The following is a 15039-nucleotide window of genomic DNA, read 5'->3' as shown; positions in this document are numbered from 1 at the left end:
CCCCAGGCTCCAAACCGGCGTTACCGTCACGACAAACAGGATCGCGAATAGTGCTATGGGGTGGTATTCAATGAAGTGCTTGAGGGAGGTCATGACAGGCCCTCGTCCGATTGCGGGATGGCAGCTTTCGCTTCAGGTGTTGGCCATGGATTGGTTGAGTCTGGTCCGATTACTGCTGCGAACGCATCAGTCATCTGTGACCACCATTCTTCAGAACAAAGCGTCATTCCGTCGTGGCTCAGCGGCGCCCCAGACCGGGCGCGGATTGCGTTGAACTCGTTCCATGCGAACCAGAGTAAGCCTCGTATTTGTGCTTCCCGCGCCGCCAGTTCGGCAATATCCGCCTTGGCGTCATCAACGAAATACTGCATCTGTGCGGTCGAGCCGGACGCAACGCCTTGGGCGGTACAATCACGGTATTGTTCAAGGGTGCGGTTCATAGCGACTGTCCCCGGTTCCAAGTCCGGTGCTCTGCATTGGGATCAACCCAAGCTGGCTCGTCGCCAATAACCTGCTGGTAGATTTTGCTGCCGCCATCGATCAGGCCAAGGTGGTAACCATCAGCTACCAAGTCCTCTAGCGTTTCATCGCTGCGGATAATCGCGCGGCCCTGCATGAATTCAGCTTGATCGAAGTAACCGACCCTGACGCCGCTATGAGCGTAGTTCAGTGATTTCAGCATAGCTTCGCGGGTGGTGTAGAACTCGCCATCCTGAGGCTGGTCGTCGTCCAGGATGAACCAGAATGTTGCGGGTGTGTTGGGCATCTTGCCTTGCCTCCAATGTGAGTTAAGCGGCCTGCATTTCGGTCAGGTGCAACCACTGGCAACCGGGCGCTTTCATCTCGATAAGGATTTGAACCACGTCCTCAGCGAACTGGCTTAGAACGTTGTCCCGAGCGGCATAGGCAGCGGCATAGGCAGCGGCATCGGCATAGGCAGCGGCATAGGCAGCGGCAGCGGCATCGGCATAGGCAGCGGCATAGGCATAGGCAGCGGCATAGGCATAGGCAGCGGCAGTGGCATCGGCATCGGCATAGACAGCGGCAGCGGCATAGGCAGCGGCAGCGGCAGCGCGTGCTACTTCCCGTGCATCAAGCAGCGATTCCCGTGTTTGTTCCGTCTCAACGCAAACTGCGGCAGCTTCTAGCGCGTCCTTATGTCCCTGCTTTGGGTGGACCGATGCGGCGCTGCGCAATGCCATCGGAACATATTTGCGTGTAACCAACGCCGAACAATGCTTCACAAAATCCTTGTCATCAAGGACATCAGCGCTACCCAATTGAGCCAGTGCCAAGCGCCGCAATCCTTTGGCCCGCGCCTCGTTGCTAGACCATGCACTATCGTTCAACCTGACTTTGAGTTTGCGCAGGGCTTTTGACACACAGGTTGGTTTGTCGCTGTGATCCAATCCCATGGCGTAGCAGACCGCAGCCTCTACGCACATTTGTCCCGGTATCTGCTCCCCCATCCCACTGACCAGACCCGCGTCAACGGTTTCAAGAACCTTGCGGGCCAGTGCTTCGTTTATTTCGATTGTTGCGGTCATTTCCATCTCCATCGTGCCGGTAGTGGTCGGCTGTTGATGGATACCGTATGCGCATACGGATATTTATGCAAGAGGAAAAATCCTGTTGCGGATAATTTGGCGCGAAATGGTGTCAATGGGCGATATGACGATTATCCAGCACAGACTATCGGCATATCTGAAAAATTCGTCTAGTCAGGATTACTTAAGGTGAGATGCCTGTTTGCGTAATATGATACCGCATGTATCCGATCAAGCATAAATATGCGTAGAATAATATTGCTTGAAATGGCCTTTTTTCGGACGCATACCCAAATAGGGCCTCGCGTAAACACCAATCACTGAACTCTCAATAGGAACTGGATCTATCAGAGTAGCCGCGTTTAACGCGGCGCTGCACTGAGGTCATACAAGACTCTCAGCACGTTGAGAGTTCAGTATGAACAATGCGCGCGAGGAAAATTAGGCATTACCATGCGGCGTCATTGAAGAAATATCAGCCGGATTATTCATGCCGGCCATTTTTCTGACTTCCGCAATATGGTCAGCAGCTTCGCGCAAGATCGCTTCCAGATCGCGAATCGGAACGTCGTCTATCGCGTCGGCAAAGAACCGAAGGCGATGCAAAATATCGGCAGGCGGGCGGTTGGTCACCGCCATTGAAACCACCCGACAATCCGGCCATAGACGTGAACATCTGAACGTAAGAGCTCATCCGCCCCATATCGCTCGTTGTCAGAAATCACCATGATCCGGTCTGTTCTTGGGATCAGCTTGAGCCGTTTGACCACCAAGCCATCGCCATAATCGAGCGCATAGATATCGTTTGGTGGGAGTGCGTTTTGCTTTGTGTCGACAAACACAACCGATCCGCCCGAGAGGGTCGGGTCCATGCTATCGCCGCGAACCTCCCAGGCATAAATATTCGACATATTTCGGAATGCCCGGACCATGTAGTCTGGAAAAGTCCAGTATCCGCGCAGGTGTTCGGGGTCGGCAAAATCTCCGCTTTCATCAACGGTGACGTCGAGAAATCCCCCGTTTCCTAAGCCGCCAAAGATGGCGAGGTCAGGGATTCTTGATGTGTTTTCTTGCCGATCGATAGCTTTTGGGCTGGCGGAGAAGTCGCCAAATATTTCCGCATAGAAATCACGGATTGCATCCCGATGCCGCCCCTCTGGATCGGCGCCCTTTATCCACCGGTTGACGGTGGACTGGGATACGCCAAGGCGGTCAGCGACCCGCATTTGGGTCCATTCTTGGCGTTTCAAAATCGCGCGTATCATAAGTTCTGGCTTCATGGCCGCACGCTATTCCGCAAGTTCGGATTGTGGAAATCCGAGCGCGGATAATTTTCTCTTGACGAATATCTGTTTGCGCATAGTATGTGCGCCATGAACGCAATTCGACACATTCGCAAAAACATCTTCAAGCTGACCCAGGCCGACTTTGCCGCGCTCGCTCGAGTACAGCAGTCATCGGTATCCCGTTGGGAGGCCGGTGGATCTCCGACGCTTGCCGAAATGCAAGCAATTCGTGATGCCGCGAAGGAACGTGGCATTGCTTGGGACGACGCTTGGTTTTTTGAGACGCCAGCCGAACAGGTGTCGGCATGACCAAGCCCAGCCCATCCGTGGGGGCGGCATAGCATGGCCACCCAAACATTGAACCAGTACTGCCGATCAGTCGTCGGAGAGGCGCGGTGGAACGAAATCAAGGAAGTACTCGACCGCAGCAAGAGCGGTAGTTCTCCACTCGTCTCTAGCCTCGACGGGGACGCTATCGGGGACTTTGATGTCTGCTGCCATAAGTCGGGCGGCTCGGATGACGGGCGCGTATCTGGCCCTATTGGAAGCCTCGATAACCTCGTGCAAGGCGGTGTGGGTAAGGCAGTAGAGCCCATAAAGCACCGCAAGGCCCATCTCTCCATCAACCAAATGTTCGAGCTTCGCGGTTTCGTCGTCCCACCCGCTGACCATGTTATTTCCCCTGAAATGAAAGCGCGCATGCAAGCACGTCTGCGCAACCGGATCGAGGGCAAAAAGTGAACCGCCCCATTCCCAAAACCATCAGCACCACAACCGCCGTTCTCATGGTCATTGCCGCCGTCATTTTCACCATTTGGCTGCTGACCGGACCTCTTTGAATTTTCAACCATAACCATCGTCCCCGTTGGTCATAGCCAACACCAAACAGTCTCCGAAATCTTGGAATCATAGGCCGAAATTATGGAAATCTGTGCAAATCCAACCGATGAAATGCAGCGCCTTATCCGCGTGATCGCTGGTCCAAAGATGGCTGGCGAGACAGACGCGCATATCCGCAGCCGCGCCGTCCGCAGGGTCAACCGCGAATTATCGCATGATCGCCGGATAACAGACCGGACAGCCTATGCCCTCTGGCACGGCGAAAAGACCGACATTCCCAGCCACGTCATGGACGTTGCCCGCAAACTGGCGGCACCGGCTCAAACGCTGGACGACAAACTTTCCGAAATCATCAGCGCCAGCCAGAGGCTTGAAAATGCCGAACAGGACCGACTTACCCATGCCATTGAGATTATCCGGTCAGCGTCCCTTTGGCGGCTCCTTGATCGCCGCAGTGGCAAGGGTAGCGCGTTCGCTGGCCGTGATCGTAGGCGCGCGTCTGGTGCGTCGTCTGGCGTCTTGGGCGCGGCGCTTTACCCGCATCTGAACCCCGAACCATAAAGGAAACGGACATGACCACGAAAGCGGAAACCACGCATCCAACGGCCAAGGCCACAAGCACCAAAGTGCGCAAGGTGACAGCCAAGACAAACCCGGTTGATCGTGTTGCAGCGCCAGTTGTTCCAGCCGATGAGGCGTTCGGCAACGTCCTGATTGCTCAGCGAGATACCGCCGTTTGCGATGAGCAAGCGCTGCGATCCCAACTGACAGCGCGTGACGGCAAGTACGAACGCGACGATGCCCGGCTCAAGGCTGAATATTTCGCGGAATCTACCGCCTTGCACGAGCAGATCGCCCGGCAAGTCAAAATCATCGAGGCCACGGACGCCGCGCTTAAGGCCCTTGGCGGCGGGGTTGCTGACGAACTTCAAACCGAAACCACAAAACTCAGGATGGTGTCATGACCAGCACGGCGGTTGAGCAAAAGAAAAACGGATATGAGGACGCTGATTTTCTCCAGGTTGTAGAAGAACTGGAGGAAATGGACGACGAATGCGAAACGATCAGCGCGACCGCGCGGGGTAAGATCGGCGCCGTCAAAACCCGCCAGAAAAACCGCATCAAGATTGCCAAAGTCGAACTCGGCATTCCATCCGATGTTCTCAAGGCGGTGATGAAACAGCGCAAGCTTGAACGGCAAATCGCCAAGATCAGCGCGGGAATTTCCGACGATCAAATTGAACTGTATGCGGACGCTGCCGGTCAGTTCTCCTGGCTCAAGCCCGACGCCGACCATGCGACAGAAAACGCCGCTCAAACTGCAGCCCGCCAGCGCAAGGCCGACATCCAAAAGATCACCGATCAGGAGCAAGCCGACGGCGCTGCCGCGCTCGATGAGTTGGCCGGGGCTGTTCACTGATGGCCCGGCGCAACGCGGGATCACCGGTACAACTCGCGGCGATGGCAGCCGGTCGTAGATCGACTGCGCGCCATATGCGCAGGGCAGCAGAGGCCCAAGCCCGCAAGGAAGGGCAGGGATTATCCATCCCCAAAATTAAAAAACTCATCAGGCGCAATAAGCAGAGGCAGTCATGAGCAAGGGCTTTCATCGTTTGGGGCCTGATACTCTGTGGAGCAACAATCAAGTTGACCCCCTGGCAAAGCACGACAATGACATTCGCCCGGCTGAAATGGCATTCGTTGGCACGCAAGCGGTCGACCTTGGCCCTCCAAAAATGACACGCAGTCAGGCTACGGAATCTGGATTTACGGGCAATTCCTGCAATGAGTGCGGTTCTCTGCAAATGGTCCGAAACGGAACATGTGAGAAGTGCAATTCCTGCGGTGCCACGACGGGGTGTTCGTGATGCGCTCAATCCTCGCGTTGGACGTCAGCGCCACAGCCACGGGCTGGGCATACGGTCTGCCCGGCGACCTTCCCATAAGCGGCGTTGAGCGGTTCGGTCGCGAGGGCAGCACGGCAGACGAAACCTTTGTCCGCGCAGTTGTATGGCTGAATGGCCAGCTATCGGTTCTCAATCCTGCGATTGTCGCCATGGAAGCGCCGATCCTGACCAGCGGCGGCGGGTTCACCAACCCGCATACCGCCGATTTGTTGCAGGGCATCATTCACGTTTTCCGGTTCGCCGTGAAAGCAAGAATGCCGGGCAGGGCGCATTTGATCGCATCATCGACCGCGCGGAAAACATTCACGGGGCATGGGCGGTACGGCAAGGGCGCTGCAAAGCCAGCAGTTCAGGCTGAAGCCGTTCGACGTGGCTGGCTGACGCTGGAAAGCATGGACCCAGATAAGGCCGATGCTTTGGCGGTTTGGTGCCACATGGCCGCGCAGCAGCTTCCAGAACTCTCATTCAACCAACCCAAGACCAAGCGCCCGGCGCGGGTCGCAGACGTGGAGTTTTGATCATGGCAGGTAGCATCAACAAGGCCACCATTCTTGGTCACTTGGGGCAAGACCCCGATATTAGATCAACTCAGCAGGGCATCAAGATTGCCAACCTGTCGGTTGCCACGTCGGAAAGCTGGAACGACAAAAGTTCCGGTGAAAAGCGTGAAAAGACCGAATGGCACCGGGTTGTGATTTTCGGCGCAATGGACAGCGATGGATTGGCCGGCATAGCCGAAAAATACCTGCGCAAAGGTAGCAAGGTTTACGTCGAAGGGAAAATCCAGACCCGCAAGTGGCAGGACCAGAGCGGACAGGATCGGTACTCGACAGAGATCGTTTTGCAGGGGTTCGGCTCCCAATTGGTTCTGCTGGACAATCGCGAGGGCGGCAATCGCCCGCCAGCGGTCGACAGCCCCGATGCTTATGGGACCAGCAAGGATCGTCCGCAGGCCAATAGGTCGGATGCAGGTGGCGGATTTGGCGATCTTGATCAGGACATTCCGTTTTGACCGGGGCGCATAACATGTCCGGGTGCAAAGACTGCGGTAAATCTTGGAGCGAAAGTGCATTTTACGCTTCATATCCGTCGCGGTGCAAGGATTGCGTCAAGCGGCGCGTTAGAAATCGTTCGCGAACAAACCCTCAGGTTCAAGAGTATGACCGGGCGCGGTCCAAGTCTCCTGAACGGGTGCGCCGAACGATAGCAACAACCAAGTCATGGCGTAAAAAGCATCCTGACGCCTACCGGGCGCAAAACGCGGTTAACAACGCGATACGCGACGGAAAGATTACCAAGGGCCCATGCTCAATCTGCGGAGCAACGAAGGGCATTCACGGACACCACAAAGATTATTCCAAACCGCTCGAAGTGGTCTGGTTGTGCGCACGTTGCCATCACCGTTTGCACGCCACGTTTCCAGAACTTTGCGGTCACGGAAAAGGAGCAGCAGCATGACCCAATTTCCAGAACAAATTGACGTTTCAACGGCCCGCACAGTGGCCAGCCTGCTCGGCATAGCTGAGCGGCACGAGGCAGATGCCAACAGGCTTGCATCACTGGCCACAGAAGCGCGGCAGACGGCGAAGTCAATCGAACGTTTATTCGGCAGCGCAACGGCGGTTGCTGCGCCAGACATATCCGAGGTTCCTAAGCCGCTCCCTGATGTATCGGACAATTCAGCCGATGCGATAGCACAGCCAGCGGAAGCAAAGGCCTCGGAACCAGAGGACGACGGCGAAATCGCTGCAGTGACGGGCAAAGCCCAACTGGCGGATGCCGTTGGCGTCAAATCGCCGTCGTCCATTTCATCAAAACCGGTAACGTTAACAGATACAATTGCACAGAAATCCAAGAAGCCAACCCAGCTTGATCTTGTTGAACAGACGCATAAAGATCATCCCGACTGGCCAGCCAGGGTTATTGGCGATCATCTTGGTATTGATCCGAAGCGGGTACGGACATGCGCCGTGAAACGCGGCATCAAATTGCCCAGACACGGCCAATGGACAGCGGCGCAAGCAGCAAAGACGAAAGCGCGGCTAGAGGCCAAGGCGCAGCCAGCACCGACGCCGGTGGATATCGTCAAGCATCTATTGCCCGTTGCGCAGGAAACGCGCCAGTCAGAGCCGGTCATGTCAACACGGGATCGCGTGGCCGTTGTGCTCAAGCAGTACCCGCGCTGGACGCCGCGCATGATCGCCCATGAACTCGGCGCCAACTATGAAACGGTCAAGCGGTATGTGACCGAACTGCGCAACCCGCAATCCTCCAGCACGCAGGCAAAACCACAGTTCGCCAATCGCAAGGAAATGGTTGCGCACTATGGCGATGTTGCAAAGCGGTTGGGGAAATAGGCATGACCCAGACAGCATCGAAATATGATCGGCTCGATCTGGAGAAATATTTCACGCCCGCTTGGCCAACCGAAGCACTGCTATCGGCGGAGTCGTTTGTTGGTGGCATATTTGATCCAGCGGCGGGCGACGGCGGCATACTGAACGCGCTGCCAGCCAGCATGAAGCGGCACGGATCAGATATTTCACCGGATGCAGATGGCATCACCGCGATTGATTTTTTCGACATCAAGGCCGGTTCCTGGCCGAACATTGTGACGAACCCTCCCTATGGGCCCGGTGGTAGATTGGCGGTCAGGTTCATCGAGCATGCGCTTGAACTGACAAAGCCTATGGGCGGCAAGGTTGCGATGCTGCTGCGCGTCGATTTCGACAGCGCCAAGACGCGCCGGCACATATTCGCTGATCACCTAGCATACGCGGCCAAATATGTCCTGACCCGGCGCATCCGGTGGACAAATTTCGAACAGAAAGAGGCGGGCCCGACCGTCAACCACGCTTGGCTGGTCTGGGATTGGCGCAAGCGAGCAGGATCGCCCGTCACCCTTGGTTATCTCCCCACGCCAGAATTGGAGCAGTCCGTTGCTTGATAGACCATCGAATGCACGTCCGGGCAACCAGAGCGCAGCCACATGGACAGATGAGCGCATTGAAACGCTCAAAGAAATGTGGATGGAGGGGAAACCCGCGTCAGAGATTGCCGCCCATTTTGGCGAAGGAACAACCAAGAACAGCATAATCGGCAAGGTCCATCGGCTGGGGCTGCATAAGCGGCCAAGGGTGACCAATTCAGCCGCGCAGCGCAATCAGGCAAGGCACGGCAATTATGGCCAGCCAAAGGCCAATGCGATTGTCTCTCGCGTTCGCCAGCGGGTCAGCAAACAACCCGCGCCGGTCCGTGAAAACTTTGACATGGAAGACGGCGATGGGAACGACGCCACATATCTGACAGTTGAGAAAATCGAACTCTATACGCAGTGCCATTGGCCCTACGGCGATCCCAAGACGCCTGAATTTCGGTTCTGCGGGAAGCCAACGCAAGACCGGGGGTCTTACTGCCCAGACCATCACGCCCGCGTTTATCAGCCAAAGGTGCGGCCATGAGCGAGGCGGAACTACGCGAGCGGGTCGATATTCTTGAGGCGGAAAACGACTATCTCAAGCGGTTGCTTGGGCGCGATGCTGATGAAGCCTTCATAGAAGCGGCGCGAACAACGCTTGGCATTCCGCCCGCCTGCTGTCGCATGCTTTGGGCCTTGGTAAGCGGCAAATCCGGTAAGAAAGAAGCACTGCTGCGGGCCTGCGTAAAGAACATGTACGACGAGCCGGACATTCAAGTTGTCGACGTTCATATGTGTCGGTTGCGCAAGGTGCTGCGCCCTCACGGCGTTACCATCGACACGATCTGGGGCTTTGGGTTTCGTATGACCCCGGAGAGTTGCGCCAAGGTCAAAGCGTTGCTTGGATGGGACGGCACAGAATGAGCGGGTTGGCGATGAAACGTAATGACGTTCCGCGTCCCGTCCTACGCTGGCATGGCGGGAAATGGGTGCTTGCGCCGTGGATAATCGAGCACTTCCCGCCCCATCGGGTCTATGTCGAGCCGTTTGGAGGAGCCGCATCCGTGCTGATGCGCAAGGCCCGCTCATATGCCGAAATTTACAACGACCTCGACGGCGATGTGGTTAACCTGTTCCGGGTGCTGCGTTCCGACCGGGCCGGTAGTCTGGTCGAAGCGGTGCGAATGACCCCATTTTCGCGAACCGAATTTTCCGAAGCATATCAGAAAACTGATGATGACTTAGAGCGTGCCCGCCGCCTCATAATCCGTTCCTTTATGGGTTTTGGATCTAACGGGCATAACAAAGCAACTGGGTTCCGCGCAAATTCAAATCGTAGCGGGACCACGCCAGCGCATGACTGGGTAAACTATCCAGAGAGTCTGGTTGAAGTGATAAAGCGCCTACAAGGCGTTACTATCGAGGGCAAGGACGCTAGGGCGGTCATACTCCAACACGATACCCCGGAGACGCTTCACTATATTGACCCGCCATATGTCATGGCAACGCGCTCTGACGCGGACGCCGATTATGCGGTTGAATTAACTGACGACGATCACTCATCGCTTTTGGATTGCCTCCATGGGTTGTCTGGAATGGTTGTTTTGTCGGGATATCCGCACCCACTTTATGAAAATTCATTGACTGAATGGATGCGGGTTGAGCGCCGTGCGCTTGCTGATGGCGCGCGCGAGCGGACGGAAGTTTTGTGGATCAACCCAGAATGCAAACGCAGACTGGATGCTGGACGCTCGCAACTCTCGCTGTTGGAGTATGCCGAATGAGCCTCGCGGTACGCGACATATTCAGGCTCGAAACGCGCGTTCGGTTCCATGCCGAACGACTGCGCCGCGATTGGCCGGAATCGATGCTGATCGATCCCGCCGTTTCCCCGGAAATGAAGGGCCATGCCCAGAATGAGCGGGCCAAGGCCGATGATTTTGATCTGATTGGCGACCTATTGGTGGGCTTGCAAGGCGATTGGGAGGCATTGCGCCCGCTGTTGCTGAACGCCCGGGCCCGGCTTTTGGCCGAGCATGAGGAAAAATCACAGGCGCAGGATACAGCAGCATGAGTGCTTCGGATTTTGCCGTTCATGCCGTTGCGGTCGCCACATCGTTCTGGGGCGAGCCGAACAAGTCCCTTAGCACGTCCAAGAAAGTATGTTGGGGATCGAACGGCGGCAAATCCGTTTCTGTCGAGAAGGGTACTTGGTTCGATTATGAAGCCGACGTAGGCGGCGGCGTGCTCAAGCTGGTCGAGCATGAACTTGGATGCGATAAGTCGACGGCACTGAAATGGCTGACGGATCAAGGGTTCCTCGAAGCCAACGAAGGAGCGCCAGAGCGCCCGCAGGAGCGCCGGGAAGCTGCGCCGACACCAGAACGCCAGCCTGAACGGGAAATGCCACCAGATGAGCCCAAGGGCGACATGGTTGCGGTCAAGGGCTATGACTACACCGACGCCGACGGCAATCCACTGTACCAGGTTGTTCGATATCAATGGAAACTGCCAGATGGCTCTTGGGCAATAGACGACAAGACCGGCAACCCGAAAAAGACGTTCCGCCAGCGGCGCAAAGATTCGGCTGGCAATATTGTTTGGAACCTTGACGGGATCGGGCACACCATCTTTCGGCATCCGCTGGTCGAAATCGGTATTGCCGAGGGCAAGCCGATAGTTCTGGTTGAGGGCGAAAAGGACGTTGAAACCATCGAGGGATGGGGGCTTGTCGCATCAACCAATTCGGGCGGAGCAAAGCACTGGTCAGCGGATCATGCCGAATTATTGCGTGGCGCTGATGTAATCATCATTGTCGATAACGACGACGCTGGGCGGGCAGGTGGCGAAATTCGGGCCAAGAGCCTGCGCGGTATCGCACGGCGCATTCGGTTGCTGGACCTATCTCAGTGGGTCAACAATTTCCCCGCCAAGCATGACGTGACCGACTGGCGCGATCATATGGGCGGCACGGTCGACCAGTTGAAAGCCATCATTGACCGGTTGCCGGACTGGAAGCCAGCGCCACCCGTGTCCAAATTTGGCGCGGTCGGGCTGCATGAACTCGGCCGCAAGGATCTGCAGCACGACTTTCTGATTGATGGCTTTCTGGACCGGCGTGGCGTGGCGATGATGCCTGGGGCCAGCGGATCGGGAAAGACATTCATCACGCTCGAGATCGGCATGTGCGTGGCGCTGGGCCGCAAGTTCTGGGATATGCCGGTAAAGCCCGGCCTTGTCGTTTATCAGGCCGGAGAGGGCGCGCCCGGTGCCGCAAAGCGCATGGAAGGGTGGATGCTGGACCGGGGCGTTGATGATCCAGCCAGCGTACCGTTCCGCATGTTGCCCCAGAAGATCAATCTGTTTGCCGACGACAAGGACACAGACGATCTGATTGCCGAATGCCAGGCATGGGCGGAACACTTCGACGTTCCTATGCGATTGCTGGTGATCGACACCTTCAACAAAGCCATCACCGGCGCCAACGAGAATGCCGGGCAAGATATGAGCCGGGTTCTGTCGCGGGCCGAGCGCATATCGGACACCCTCAACTGCGCTGTTCTGATCCCGCTGCATAAGAGCAAGGCCGGAGAAATGCGCGGGCATACGTCGCTGACCGGCGATGTTTCCAATGTGTTGAATGTGTCTGAACTGCAGATCAGGGATAACAATCGCCGCATCATTCGCACGGTCTCGCTGGACAAGAACAAAGACGGCGAAAAGGGGAGCCCGCTTCGCTTCGTATTGCGTCAGGTGGTCTTGCCCGACGATCAAACCGGCAAGCCCCGGACAACCTGCGTTGTCGACCGGCCGGACGGCAATGACGATGAATTGGCGCTGCAAGGCAAGCTGAGCCTCGATCAAGTCATGGTGCTGCGCATCCTCAAGGAAACGATTGATCGTGATGGTGTAGAAGCGCCGGCCGATCTGCGCGGCGTCCCATCAGGTCGAAGGGTGGTGGAGCAGCGAAAATGGCAGGAATCGGTTCGGCGGGAATGGTTTTTCAAGTCGCCGGATTCTGAGCCCGAGAAGCGAGCCAAGGAATTGCGCGATCTGATCGCGCGTACCGCCAAGGCGCTCAAATCTGCTGGATACATCGACCGCGACGAGATCGGGCCGGAGGACGGGCGCAAAGCTTACGTCTGGTGGACTGGCAAGAGCGACCAGCCCGCACACAGGGCGCGTGAGCCGGATGCCCCGCCGATCAATGAAGAACTACGCCGCGAACTAGCCACCATGGACACACCGTTTTGAGGCCACAAAACATGACGATTGGAAGCGTAAACGACAGCCCCCGCACCTCCCGGATTCGCAGCCCGTTGGTATATGTCGAAACCAAAACCAATGCTTGGGCCGCCGAGATTGGCTATCTGACCAGCGCAGGTCTGTCGGCGGACGCAATCGCCGAGGCATTGGGCGATGGAACCAGCCCCGACACGATCCGCAAGCAATGGCAGAAATGGCGGTTCAAGGAACTCGGCCACAACAGCAAGGATATTCGCCTGCGGGTGCCATTCAACGTTAAGGAACGGTCGCTGATCCAGTTCCGGGCCGCCGATAACGGATTGTCTGCCGTTGAGTGGCTGCGCCGCCTCGCGCTGGTTGTGGCCCAAGAGCGCAATGGCTTTGCCAAATTGGTCGGGGACCAGTTCTATTGATGATGAACATTCCAGAATACGCCCGGTCAACCCGCGAACTATGGACGCCCAGCCTGATGAGGGCCGCATTCGTCAACGCCCTGCGGGTGGAACGGGCCTTGCCGATCCGTGGCGGCGGCAGCAGCGGATGGCCAGAGTTTGCAGCCGAGGTGCCCGACGATGAGCCAGTAGAGCCCAGATTGAGGCCAAAGGCCGCTGATGTAACCCACATGCACATTATCCTGATCGGCATCGGCAGCAAGAGCGGGCTGATCAATGGCGCTGTCAGAAACTACCCGGAACAGCGCAAGGCACTCATTCGCTGGGGAATGTGGGTGGCCCATGGTTGCCGCGACCGGGACGGCGAACACGAAACCGGGGAACAATTCGCGATCCGCATCGGTATCCCGTCAACAACGCTGGACAGACGAATAGACAGCGCTGCGGGCGTGATGGCCGTTCAGGCCAACCGTGACGGGGTAGATGTATGGCACGCAGAGAAGCCCGTCAGGCGGCGCAAGAAGCGAATGAACCTACACGCCGCAGGAATGTAAAACGCCCGCCCATGGCTCTCCCCGTGGCCGGAAACGCTATGCAGCATGGTGGACTCGCCTCAAACCCTTTACGGATGGGGCTGTTAAGGCCATTTTGATGTGCATAGGCGGTAGGTTGGAAATCCTGCCTGAGAAATTTGCCCGATAGGGCATACGAGCAGGGAGGTACGGAGTTAATCGCCCGTACAGGTAAGGGCTGATTACCTTTGCCACTCCCGCCTAACACGCCCAATAGGGCACACGAGATTGAGCGGCGACACGGTGAAATTTTGCAGGCCGTAGCACGATATCGGTATACCGATATCGGAGCGTATTGCCGGGTTCATTGCAGGCCCGGCCCGCTCGATACCCATTACAGAACTACCCACGCCCCGGCCCGGCTGGGGTTTTTCATATGGGAGCCACCCCATTGTCCCACACCCTCCGCATAGTAGAGCCATTAGACCCTGAAGAAGATGATGGAGACATGACGGACGGCGATGTAGCGCAGATGGTCAAGTCCATAGCCTGCCTGGGCATTGATGTTCTTGGCCCTGCCATGACGCGAGATTTGTTTGAGCAGGTAATTGCAGAGCATGAGGCTGGAGCGAACTGATGATTGACCGCATACTCAACCGCGTCATTGCCTTTGTCCTCCGCCACCCCATCGCTACCCATCCAGACGGCAAGCAGTACGTGCGGGTAAACGATCATTGGCCGCCGGTAGGGCTGATGACTGATGCTCGAAGCATATGGCCAGATGACCGCGTAAGGCATCAAACACTACGCCATGAGCGCGACCAGTACGACAGGCTGTTCCCCGTCTTGCTTAAGTGGAGCCCGTTTGTCGGCATGATCCGGTGCACGCCCTATATGGATAGCTGGCCAAGCACCAAAATAACATGGTCCGTTACCTGCAGACTGTTCGGTTTGATCCATATCAGGCTCCCGCGCTCCACAAGGTAGCAGCATTAAATCAAAGCAAGCTGAAATAAATCATAGGAAATCAAAATGGCCCGTGGCGGAAAGCGAGACGGCGCAGGTCGCCCGGCTGGCGCTGCGACCAAGCGAACAAGAGAGATTGCAGATAAAGCGGCAGCATCAGGCATTACCCCGCTCGATTACATGCTGCGCATTCTGCAAGACGAAACTCAAGCCGTCGATAAGCGCATGTGGGCGGCGGAGAAAGCGGCTCCCTATGTGCACCCCAAGCTGGCAAGCGTTGAGCATGCGGGTAAGGACGGTGGTGACATAGGGATATCGTTCAAGACGGTTTACGAAGCGGCGCCCAAGTGAATGAGTACGAATATCGCGTTCGCTGGTATCAGCAGGCATTCCATAAGGCGTTAGTTGAGCGCACGCATGACCGGCT

General features: G+C 56.7%; 24 protein-coding genes. 19 read left to right on the top strand and 5 right to left on the bottom strand.

Annotation, left to right across the window (positions count from 1 at the left end; all coding sequences use genetic code 11):
• Positions 1–89: 89 nt before the first annotated feature.
• The 5 genes from PSQ19_RS06190 to PSQ19_RS06170 all read right to left on the bottom strand — a co-directional run bounded on the left by PSQ19_RS06190 (position 90) and on the right by PSQ19_RS06170 (position 2812).
• A complete protein-coding gene (locus PSQ19_RS06190) occupies positions 90–440 on the bottom strand; it encodes a hypothetical protein (RefSeq protein ID WP_282220047.1) in 351 nt (116 codons plus the stop codon).
• Positions 437–766, bottom strand: a complete 330-nt coding sequence (locus PSQ19_RS06185) for a hypothetical protein (RefSeq protein ID WP_282220046.1) — start codon at positions 764–766, stop codon at positions 437–439. The genes PSQ19_RS06190 and PSQ19_RS06185 overlap by 4 nt, the downstream gene beginning before the upstream one ends.
• 22 nt (positions 767–788) lie before the next feature.
• Positions 789–1547, bottom strand: a complete 759-nt coding sequence (locus tag PSQ19_RS06180; protein ID WP_282220045.1) for a hypothetical protein — start codon at positions 1545–1547, stop codon at positions 789–791.
• A gap of 441 nt (positions 1548–1988) precedes the next feature.
• A complete protein-coding gene (locus tag PSQ19_RS06175) occupies positions 1989–2186 on the bottom strand; it encodes a hypothetical protein (RefSeq protein WP_282220044.1) in 198 nt (65 codons plus the stop codon).
• On the bottom strand, positions 2177–2812 hold the full coding sequence (locus tag PSQ19_RS06170; protein ID WP_282220629.1) for a LexA family transcriptional regulator: 636 nt from the start codon (positions 2810–2812) through the stop codon (positions 2177–2179). The genes PSQ19_RS06175 and PSQ19_RS06170 overlap by 10 nt, the downstream gene beginning before the upstream one ends.
• Before the next feature lie 108 nt (positions 2813–2920).
• Here PSQ19_RS06170 and PSQ19_RS06165 point away from each other — a divergent pair, with 108 nt between their 5' ends.
• From PSQ19_RS06165 to PSQ19_RS06075, 19 genes are all read left to right on the top strand, one after another.
• Positions 2921–3142: a helix-turn-helix transcriptional regulator gene (locus PSQ19_RS06165; protein WP_282220043.1), complete on the top strand. Its 222-nt coding sequence runs from the start codon at positions 2921–2923 to the stop codon at positions 3140–3142.
• Positions 3143–3175: 33 nt separating this feature from the next.
• Positions 3176–3574, top strand: coding sequence for a hypothetical protein (locus PSQ19_RS06160; protein WP_282220042.1), 399 nt, complete (start codon positions 3176–3178; stop codon positions 3572–3574).
• 180 nt (positions 3575–3754) lie between these two features.
• The gene (locus tag PSQ19_RS06155) at positions 3755–4234 is read left to right on the top strand and encodes a hypothetical protein (RefSeq protein WP_282220041.1); all 480 of its coding nucleotides are present in this window, start codon (positions 3755–3757) and stop codon (positions 4232–4234) included.
• A gap of 11 nt (positions 4235–4245) precedes the next feature.
• Complete coding sequence (locus PSQ19_RS06150; RefSeq protein ID WP_282220040.1) at positions 4246–4638, top strand: hypothetical protein; 393 nt, start codon at positions 4246–4248, stop codon at positions 4636–4638.
• Complete coding sequence (locus tag PSQ19_RS06145) at positions 4635–5093, top strand: hypothetical protein (protein ID WP_282220039.1); 459 nt, start codon at positions 4635–4637, stop codon at positions 5091–5093. The genes PSQ19_RS06150 and PSQ19_RS06145 overlap by 4 nt, the downstream gene beginning before the upstream one ends.
• 447 nt (positions 5094–5540) lie before the next feature.
• Positions 5541–6098: a hypothetical protein gene (locus tag PSQ19_RS06140; protein WP_282220038.1), complete on the top strand. Its 558-nt coding sequence runs from the start codon at positions 5541–5543 to the stop codon at positions 6096–6098.
• Between the two features lie 2 nt (positions 6099–6100).
• Entirely contained in the window at positions 6101–6592 is a 492-nt protein-coding gene (gene ssb, locus PSQ19_RS06135) for a single-stranded DNA-binding protein (RefSeq protein WP_282220037.1), read from the top strand.
• A 442-nt stretch (positions 6593–7034) separates the two neighbouring features.
• Positions 7035–7937, top strand: coding sequence for a hypothetical protein (locus PSQ19_RS06130; protein WP_282220036.1), 903 nt, complete (start codon positions 7035–7037; stop codon positions 7935–7937).
• A 2-nt stretch (positions 7938–7939) separates the two neighbouring features.
• On the top strand, positions 7940–8527 hold the full coding sequence (locus PSQ19_RS06125) for a DNA methyltransferase family protein (RefSeq protein WP_282220035.1): 588 nt from the start codon (positions 7940–7942) through the stop codon (positions 8525–8527).
• Positions 8520–9041, top strand: a complete 522-nt coding sequence (locus tag PSQ19_RS06120) for a GcrA family cell cycle regulator (RefSeq protein ID WP_282220034.1) — start codon at positions 8520–8522, stop codon at positions 9039–9041. The genes PSQ19_RS06125 and PSQ19_RS06120 overlap by 8 nt, the downstream gene beginning before the upstream one ends.
• Entirely contained in the window at positions 9038–9421 is a 384-nt protein-coding gene (locus tag PSQ19_RS06115) for a winged helix-turn-helix domain-containing protein (protein WP_282220033.1), read from the top strand. The genes PSQ19_RS06120 and PSQ19_RS06115 overlap by 4 nt, the downstream gene beginning before the upstream one ends.
• A gap of 11 nt (positions 9422–9432) precedes the next feature.
• On the top strand, positions 9433–10281 hold the full coding sequence (locus tag PSQ19_RS06110) for a DNA adenine methylase (RefSeq protein ID WP_282220032.1): 849 nt from the start codon (positions 9433–9435) through the stop codon (positions 10279–10281).
• Positions 10278–10571: a hypothetical protein gene (locus PSQ19_RS06105; RefSeq protein WP_282220031.1), complete on the top strand. Its 294-nt coding sequence runs from the start codon at positions 10278–10280 to the stop codon at positions 10569–10571. Before PSQ19_RS06110 ends, PSQ19_RS06105 begins: the two co-directional genes overlap by 4 nt.
• Complete coding sequence (locus PSQ19_RS06100; protein ID WP_282220030.1) at positions 10568–12751, top strand: AAA family ATPase; 2184 nt, start codon at positions 10568–10570, stop codon at positions 12749–12751. The genes PSQ19_RS06105 and PSQ19_RS06100 overlap by 4 nt, the downstream gene beginning before the upstream one ends.
• A gap of 11 nt (positions 12752–12762) precedes the next feature.
• Positions 12763–13155: a hypothetical protein gene (locus PSQ19_RS06095; protein WP_282220029.1), complete on the top strand. Its 393-nt coding sequence runs from the start codon at positions 12763–12765 to the stop codon at positions 13153–13155.
• A gap of 56 nt (positions 13156–13211) precedes the next feature.
• Complete coding sequence (locus PSQ19_RS06090; RefSeq protein WP_282220028.1) at positions 13212–13688, top strand: hypothetical protein; 477 nt, start codon at positions 13212–13214, stop codon at positions 13686–13688.
• 409 nt (positions 13689–14097) lie between these two features.
• The gene (locus tag PSQ19_RS06085) at positions 14098–14283 is read left to right on the top strand and encodes a hypothetical protein (protein ID WP_282220027.1); all 186 of its coding nucleotides are present in this window, start codon (positions 14098–14100) and stop codon (positions 14281–14283) included.
• Entirely contained in the window at positions 14283–14633 is a 351-nt protein-coding gene (locus tag PSQ19_RS06080; protein WP_282220026.1) for a hypothetical protein, read from the top strand. The genes PSQ19_RS06085 and PSQ19_RS06080 overlap by 1 nt, the downstream gene beginning before the upstream one ends.
• A gap of 45 nt (positions 14634–14678) precedes the next feature.
• The gene (locus tag PSQ19_RS06075; RefSeq protein WP_282220025.1) at positions 14679–14963 is read left to right on the top strand and encodes a hypothetical protein; all 285 of its coding nucleotides are present in this window, start codon (positions 14679–14681) and stop codon (positions 14961–14963) included.
• Positions 14964–15039: the final 76 nt, after the last annotated feature.

It is taken from the genome of Devosia algicola (assembly GCF_028816455.1).
GTDB classification, from domain to species: Bacteria; Pseudomonadota; Alphaproteobacteria; order Rhizobiales; family Devosiaceae; genus Devosia; species Devosia algicola.
Note: the sequence above shows the minus strand (reverse complement) of the source record. Positions and strands in the feature narration are given on the sequence as shown.

Excerpts from the sequence above, each read along its gene's own strand:
- PSQ19_RS06190 (WP_282220047.1), bottom strand. The coding sequence starts at position 440 with ATGAACCGCACCCTTGAACAATACCGTGATTGTACCGCCCAAGGCGTT.
- PSQ19_RS06185 (WP_282220046.1), bottom strand. The coding sequence starts at position 766 with ATGCCCAACACACCCGCAACATTCTGGTTCATCCTGGACGACGACCAG.
- PSQ19_RS06180 (WP_282220045.1), bottom strand. The coding sequence starts at position 1,547 with ATGACCGCAACAATCGAAATAAACGAAGCACTGGCCCGCAAGGTTCTT.
- PSQ19_RS06175 (WP_282220044.1), bottom strand. The coding sequence starts at position 2,186 with ATGGCGGTGACCAACCGCCCGCCTGCCGATATTTTGCATCGCCTTCGG.
- PSQ19_RS06170 (WP_282220629.1), bottom strand. The coding sequence starts at position 2,812 with ATGATACGCGCGATTTTGAAACGCCAAGAATGGACCCAAATGCGGGTC.
- PSQ19_RS06165 (WP_282220043.1), top strand. The coding sequence starts at position 2,921 with ATGAACGCAATTCGACACATTCGCAAAAACATCTTCAAGCTGACCCAG.
- PSQ19_RS06160 (WP_282220042.1), top strand. The coding sequence starts at position 3,176 with ATGGCCACCCAAACATTGAACCAGTACTGCCGATCAGTCGTCGGAGAG.
- PSQ19_RS06155 (WP_282220041.1), top strand. The coding sequence starts at position 3,755 with ATGGAAATCTGTGCAAATCCAACCGATGAAATGCAGCGCCTTATCCGC.
- PSQ19_RS06150 (WP_282220040.1), top strand. The coding sequence starts at position 4,246 with ATGACCACGAAAGCGGAAACCACGCATCCAACGGCCAAGGCCACAAGC.
- PSQ19_RS06145 (WP_282220039.1), top strand. The coding sequence starts at position 4,635 with ATGACCAGCACGGCGGTTGAGCAAAAGAAAAACGGATATGAGGACGCT.
- PSQ19_RS06140 (WP_282220038.1), top strand. The coding sequence starts at position 5,541 with ATGCGCTCAATCCTCGCGTTGGACGTCAGCGCCACAGCCACGGGCTGG.
- ssb (WP_282220037.1), top strand. The coding sequence starts at position 6,101 with ATGGCAGGTAGCATCAACAAGGCCACCATTCTTGGTCACTTGGGGCAA.
- PSQ19_RS06130 (WP_282220036.1), top strand. The coding sequence starts at position 7,035 with ATGACCCAATTTCCAGAACAAATTGACGTTTCAACGGCCCGCACAGTG.
- PSQ19_RS06125 (WP_282220035.1), top strand. The coding sequence starts at position 7,940 with ATGACCCAGACAGCATCGAAATATGATCGGCTCGATCTGGAGAAATAT.
- PSQ19_RS06115 (WP_282220033.1), top strand. The coding sequence starts at position 9,038 with ATGAGCGAGGCGGAACTACGCGAGCGGGTCGATATTCTTGAGGCGGAA.
- PSQ19_RS06110 (WP_282220032.1), top strand. The coding sequence starts at position 9,433 with ATGAAACGTAATGACGTTCCGCGTCCCGTCCTACGCTGGCATGGCGGG.
- PSQ19_RS06105 (WP_282220031.1), top strand. The coding sequence starts at position 10,278 with ATGAGCCTCGCGGTACGCGACATATTCAGGCTCGAAACGCGCGTTCGG.
- PSQ19_RS06100 (WP_282220030.1), top strand. The coding sequence starts at position 10,568 with ATGAGTGCTTCGGATTTTGCCGTTCATGCCGTTGCGGTCGCCACATCG.
- PSQ19_RS06095 (WP_282220029.1), top strand. The coding sequence starts at position 12,763 with ATGACGATTGGAAGCGTAAACGACAGCCCCCGCACCTCCCGGATTCGC.
- PSQ19_RS06090 (WP_282220028.1), top strand. The coding sequence starts at position 13,212 with ATGAGGGCCGCATTCGTCAACGCCCTGCGGGTGGAACGGGCCTTGCCG.
- PSQ19_RS06080 (WP_282220026.1), top strand. The coding sequence starts at position 14,283 with ATGATTGACCGCATACTCAACCGCGTCATTGCCTTTGTCCTCCGCCAC.
- PSQ19_RS06075 (WP_282220025.1), top strand. The coding sequence starts at position 14,679 with ATGGCCCGTGGCGGAAAGCGAGACGGCGCAGGTCGCCCGGCTGGCGCT.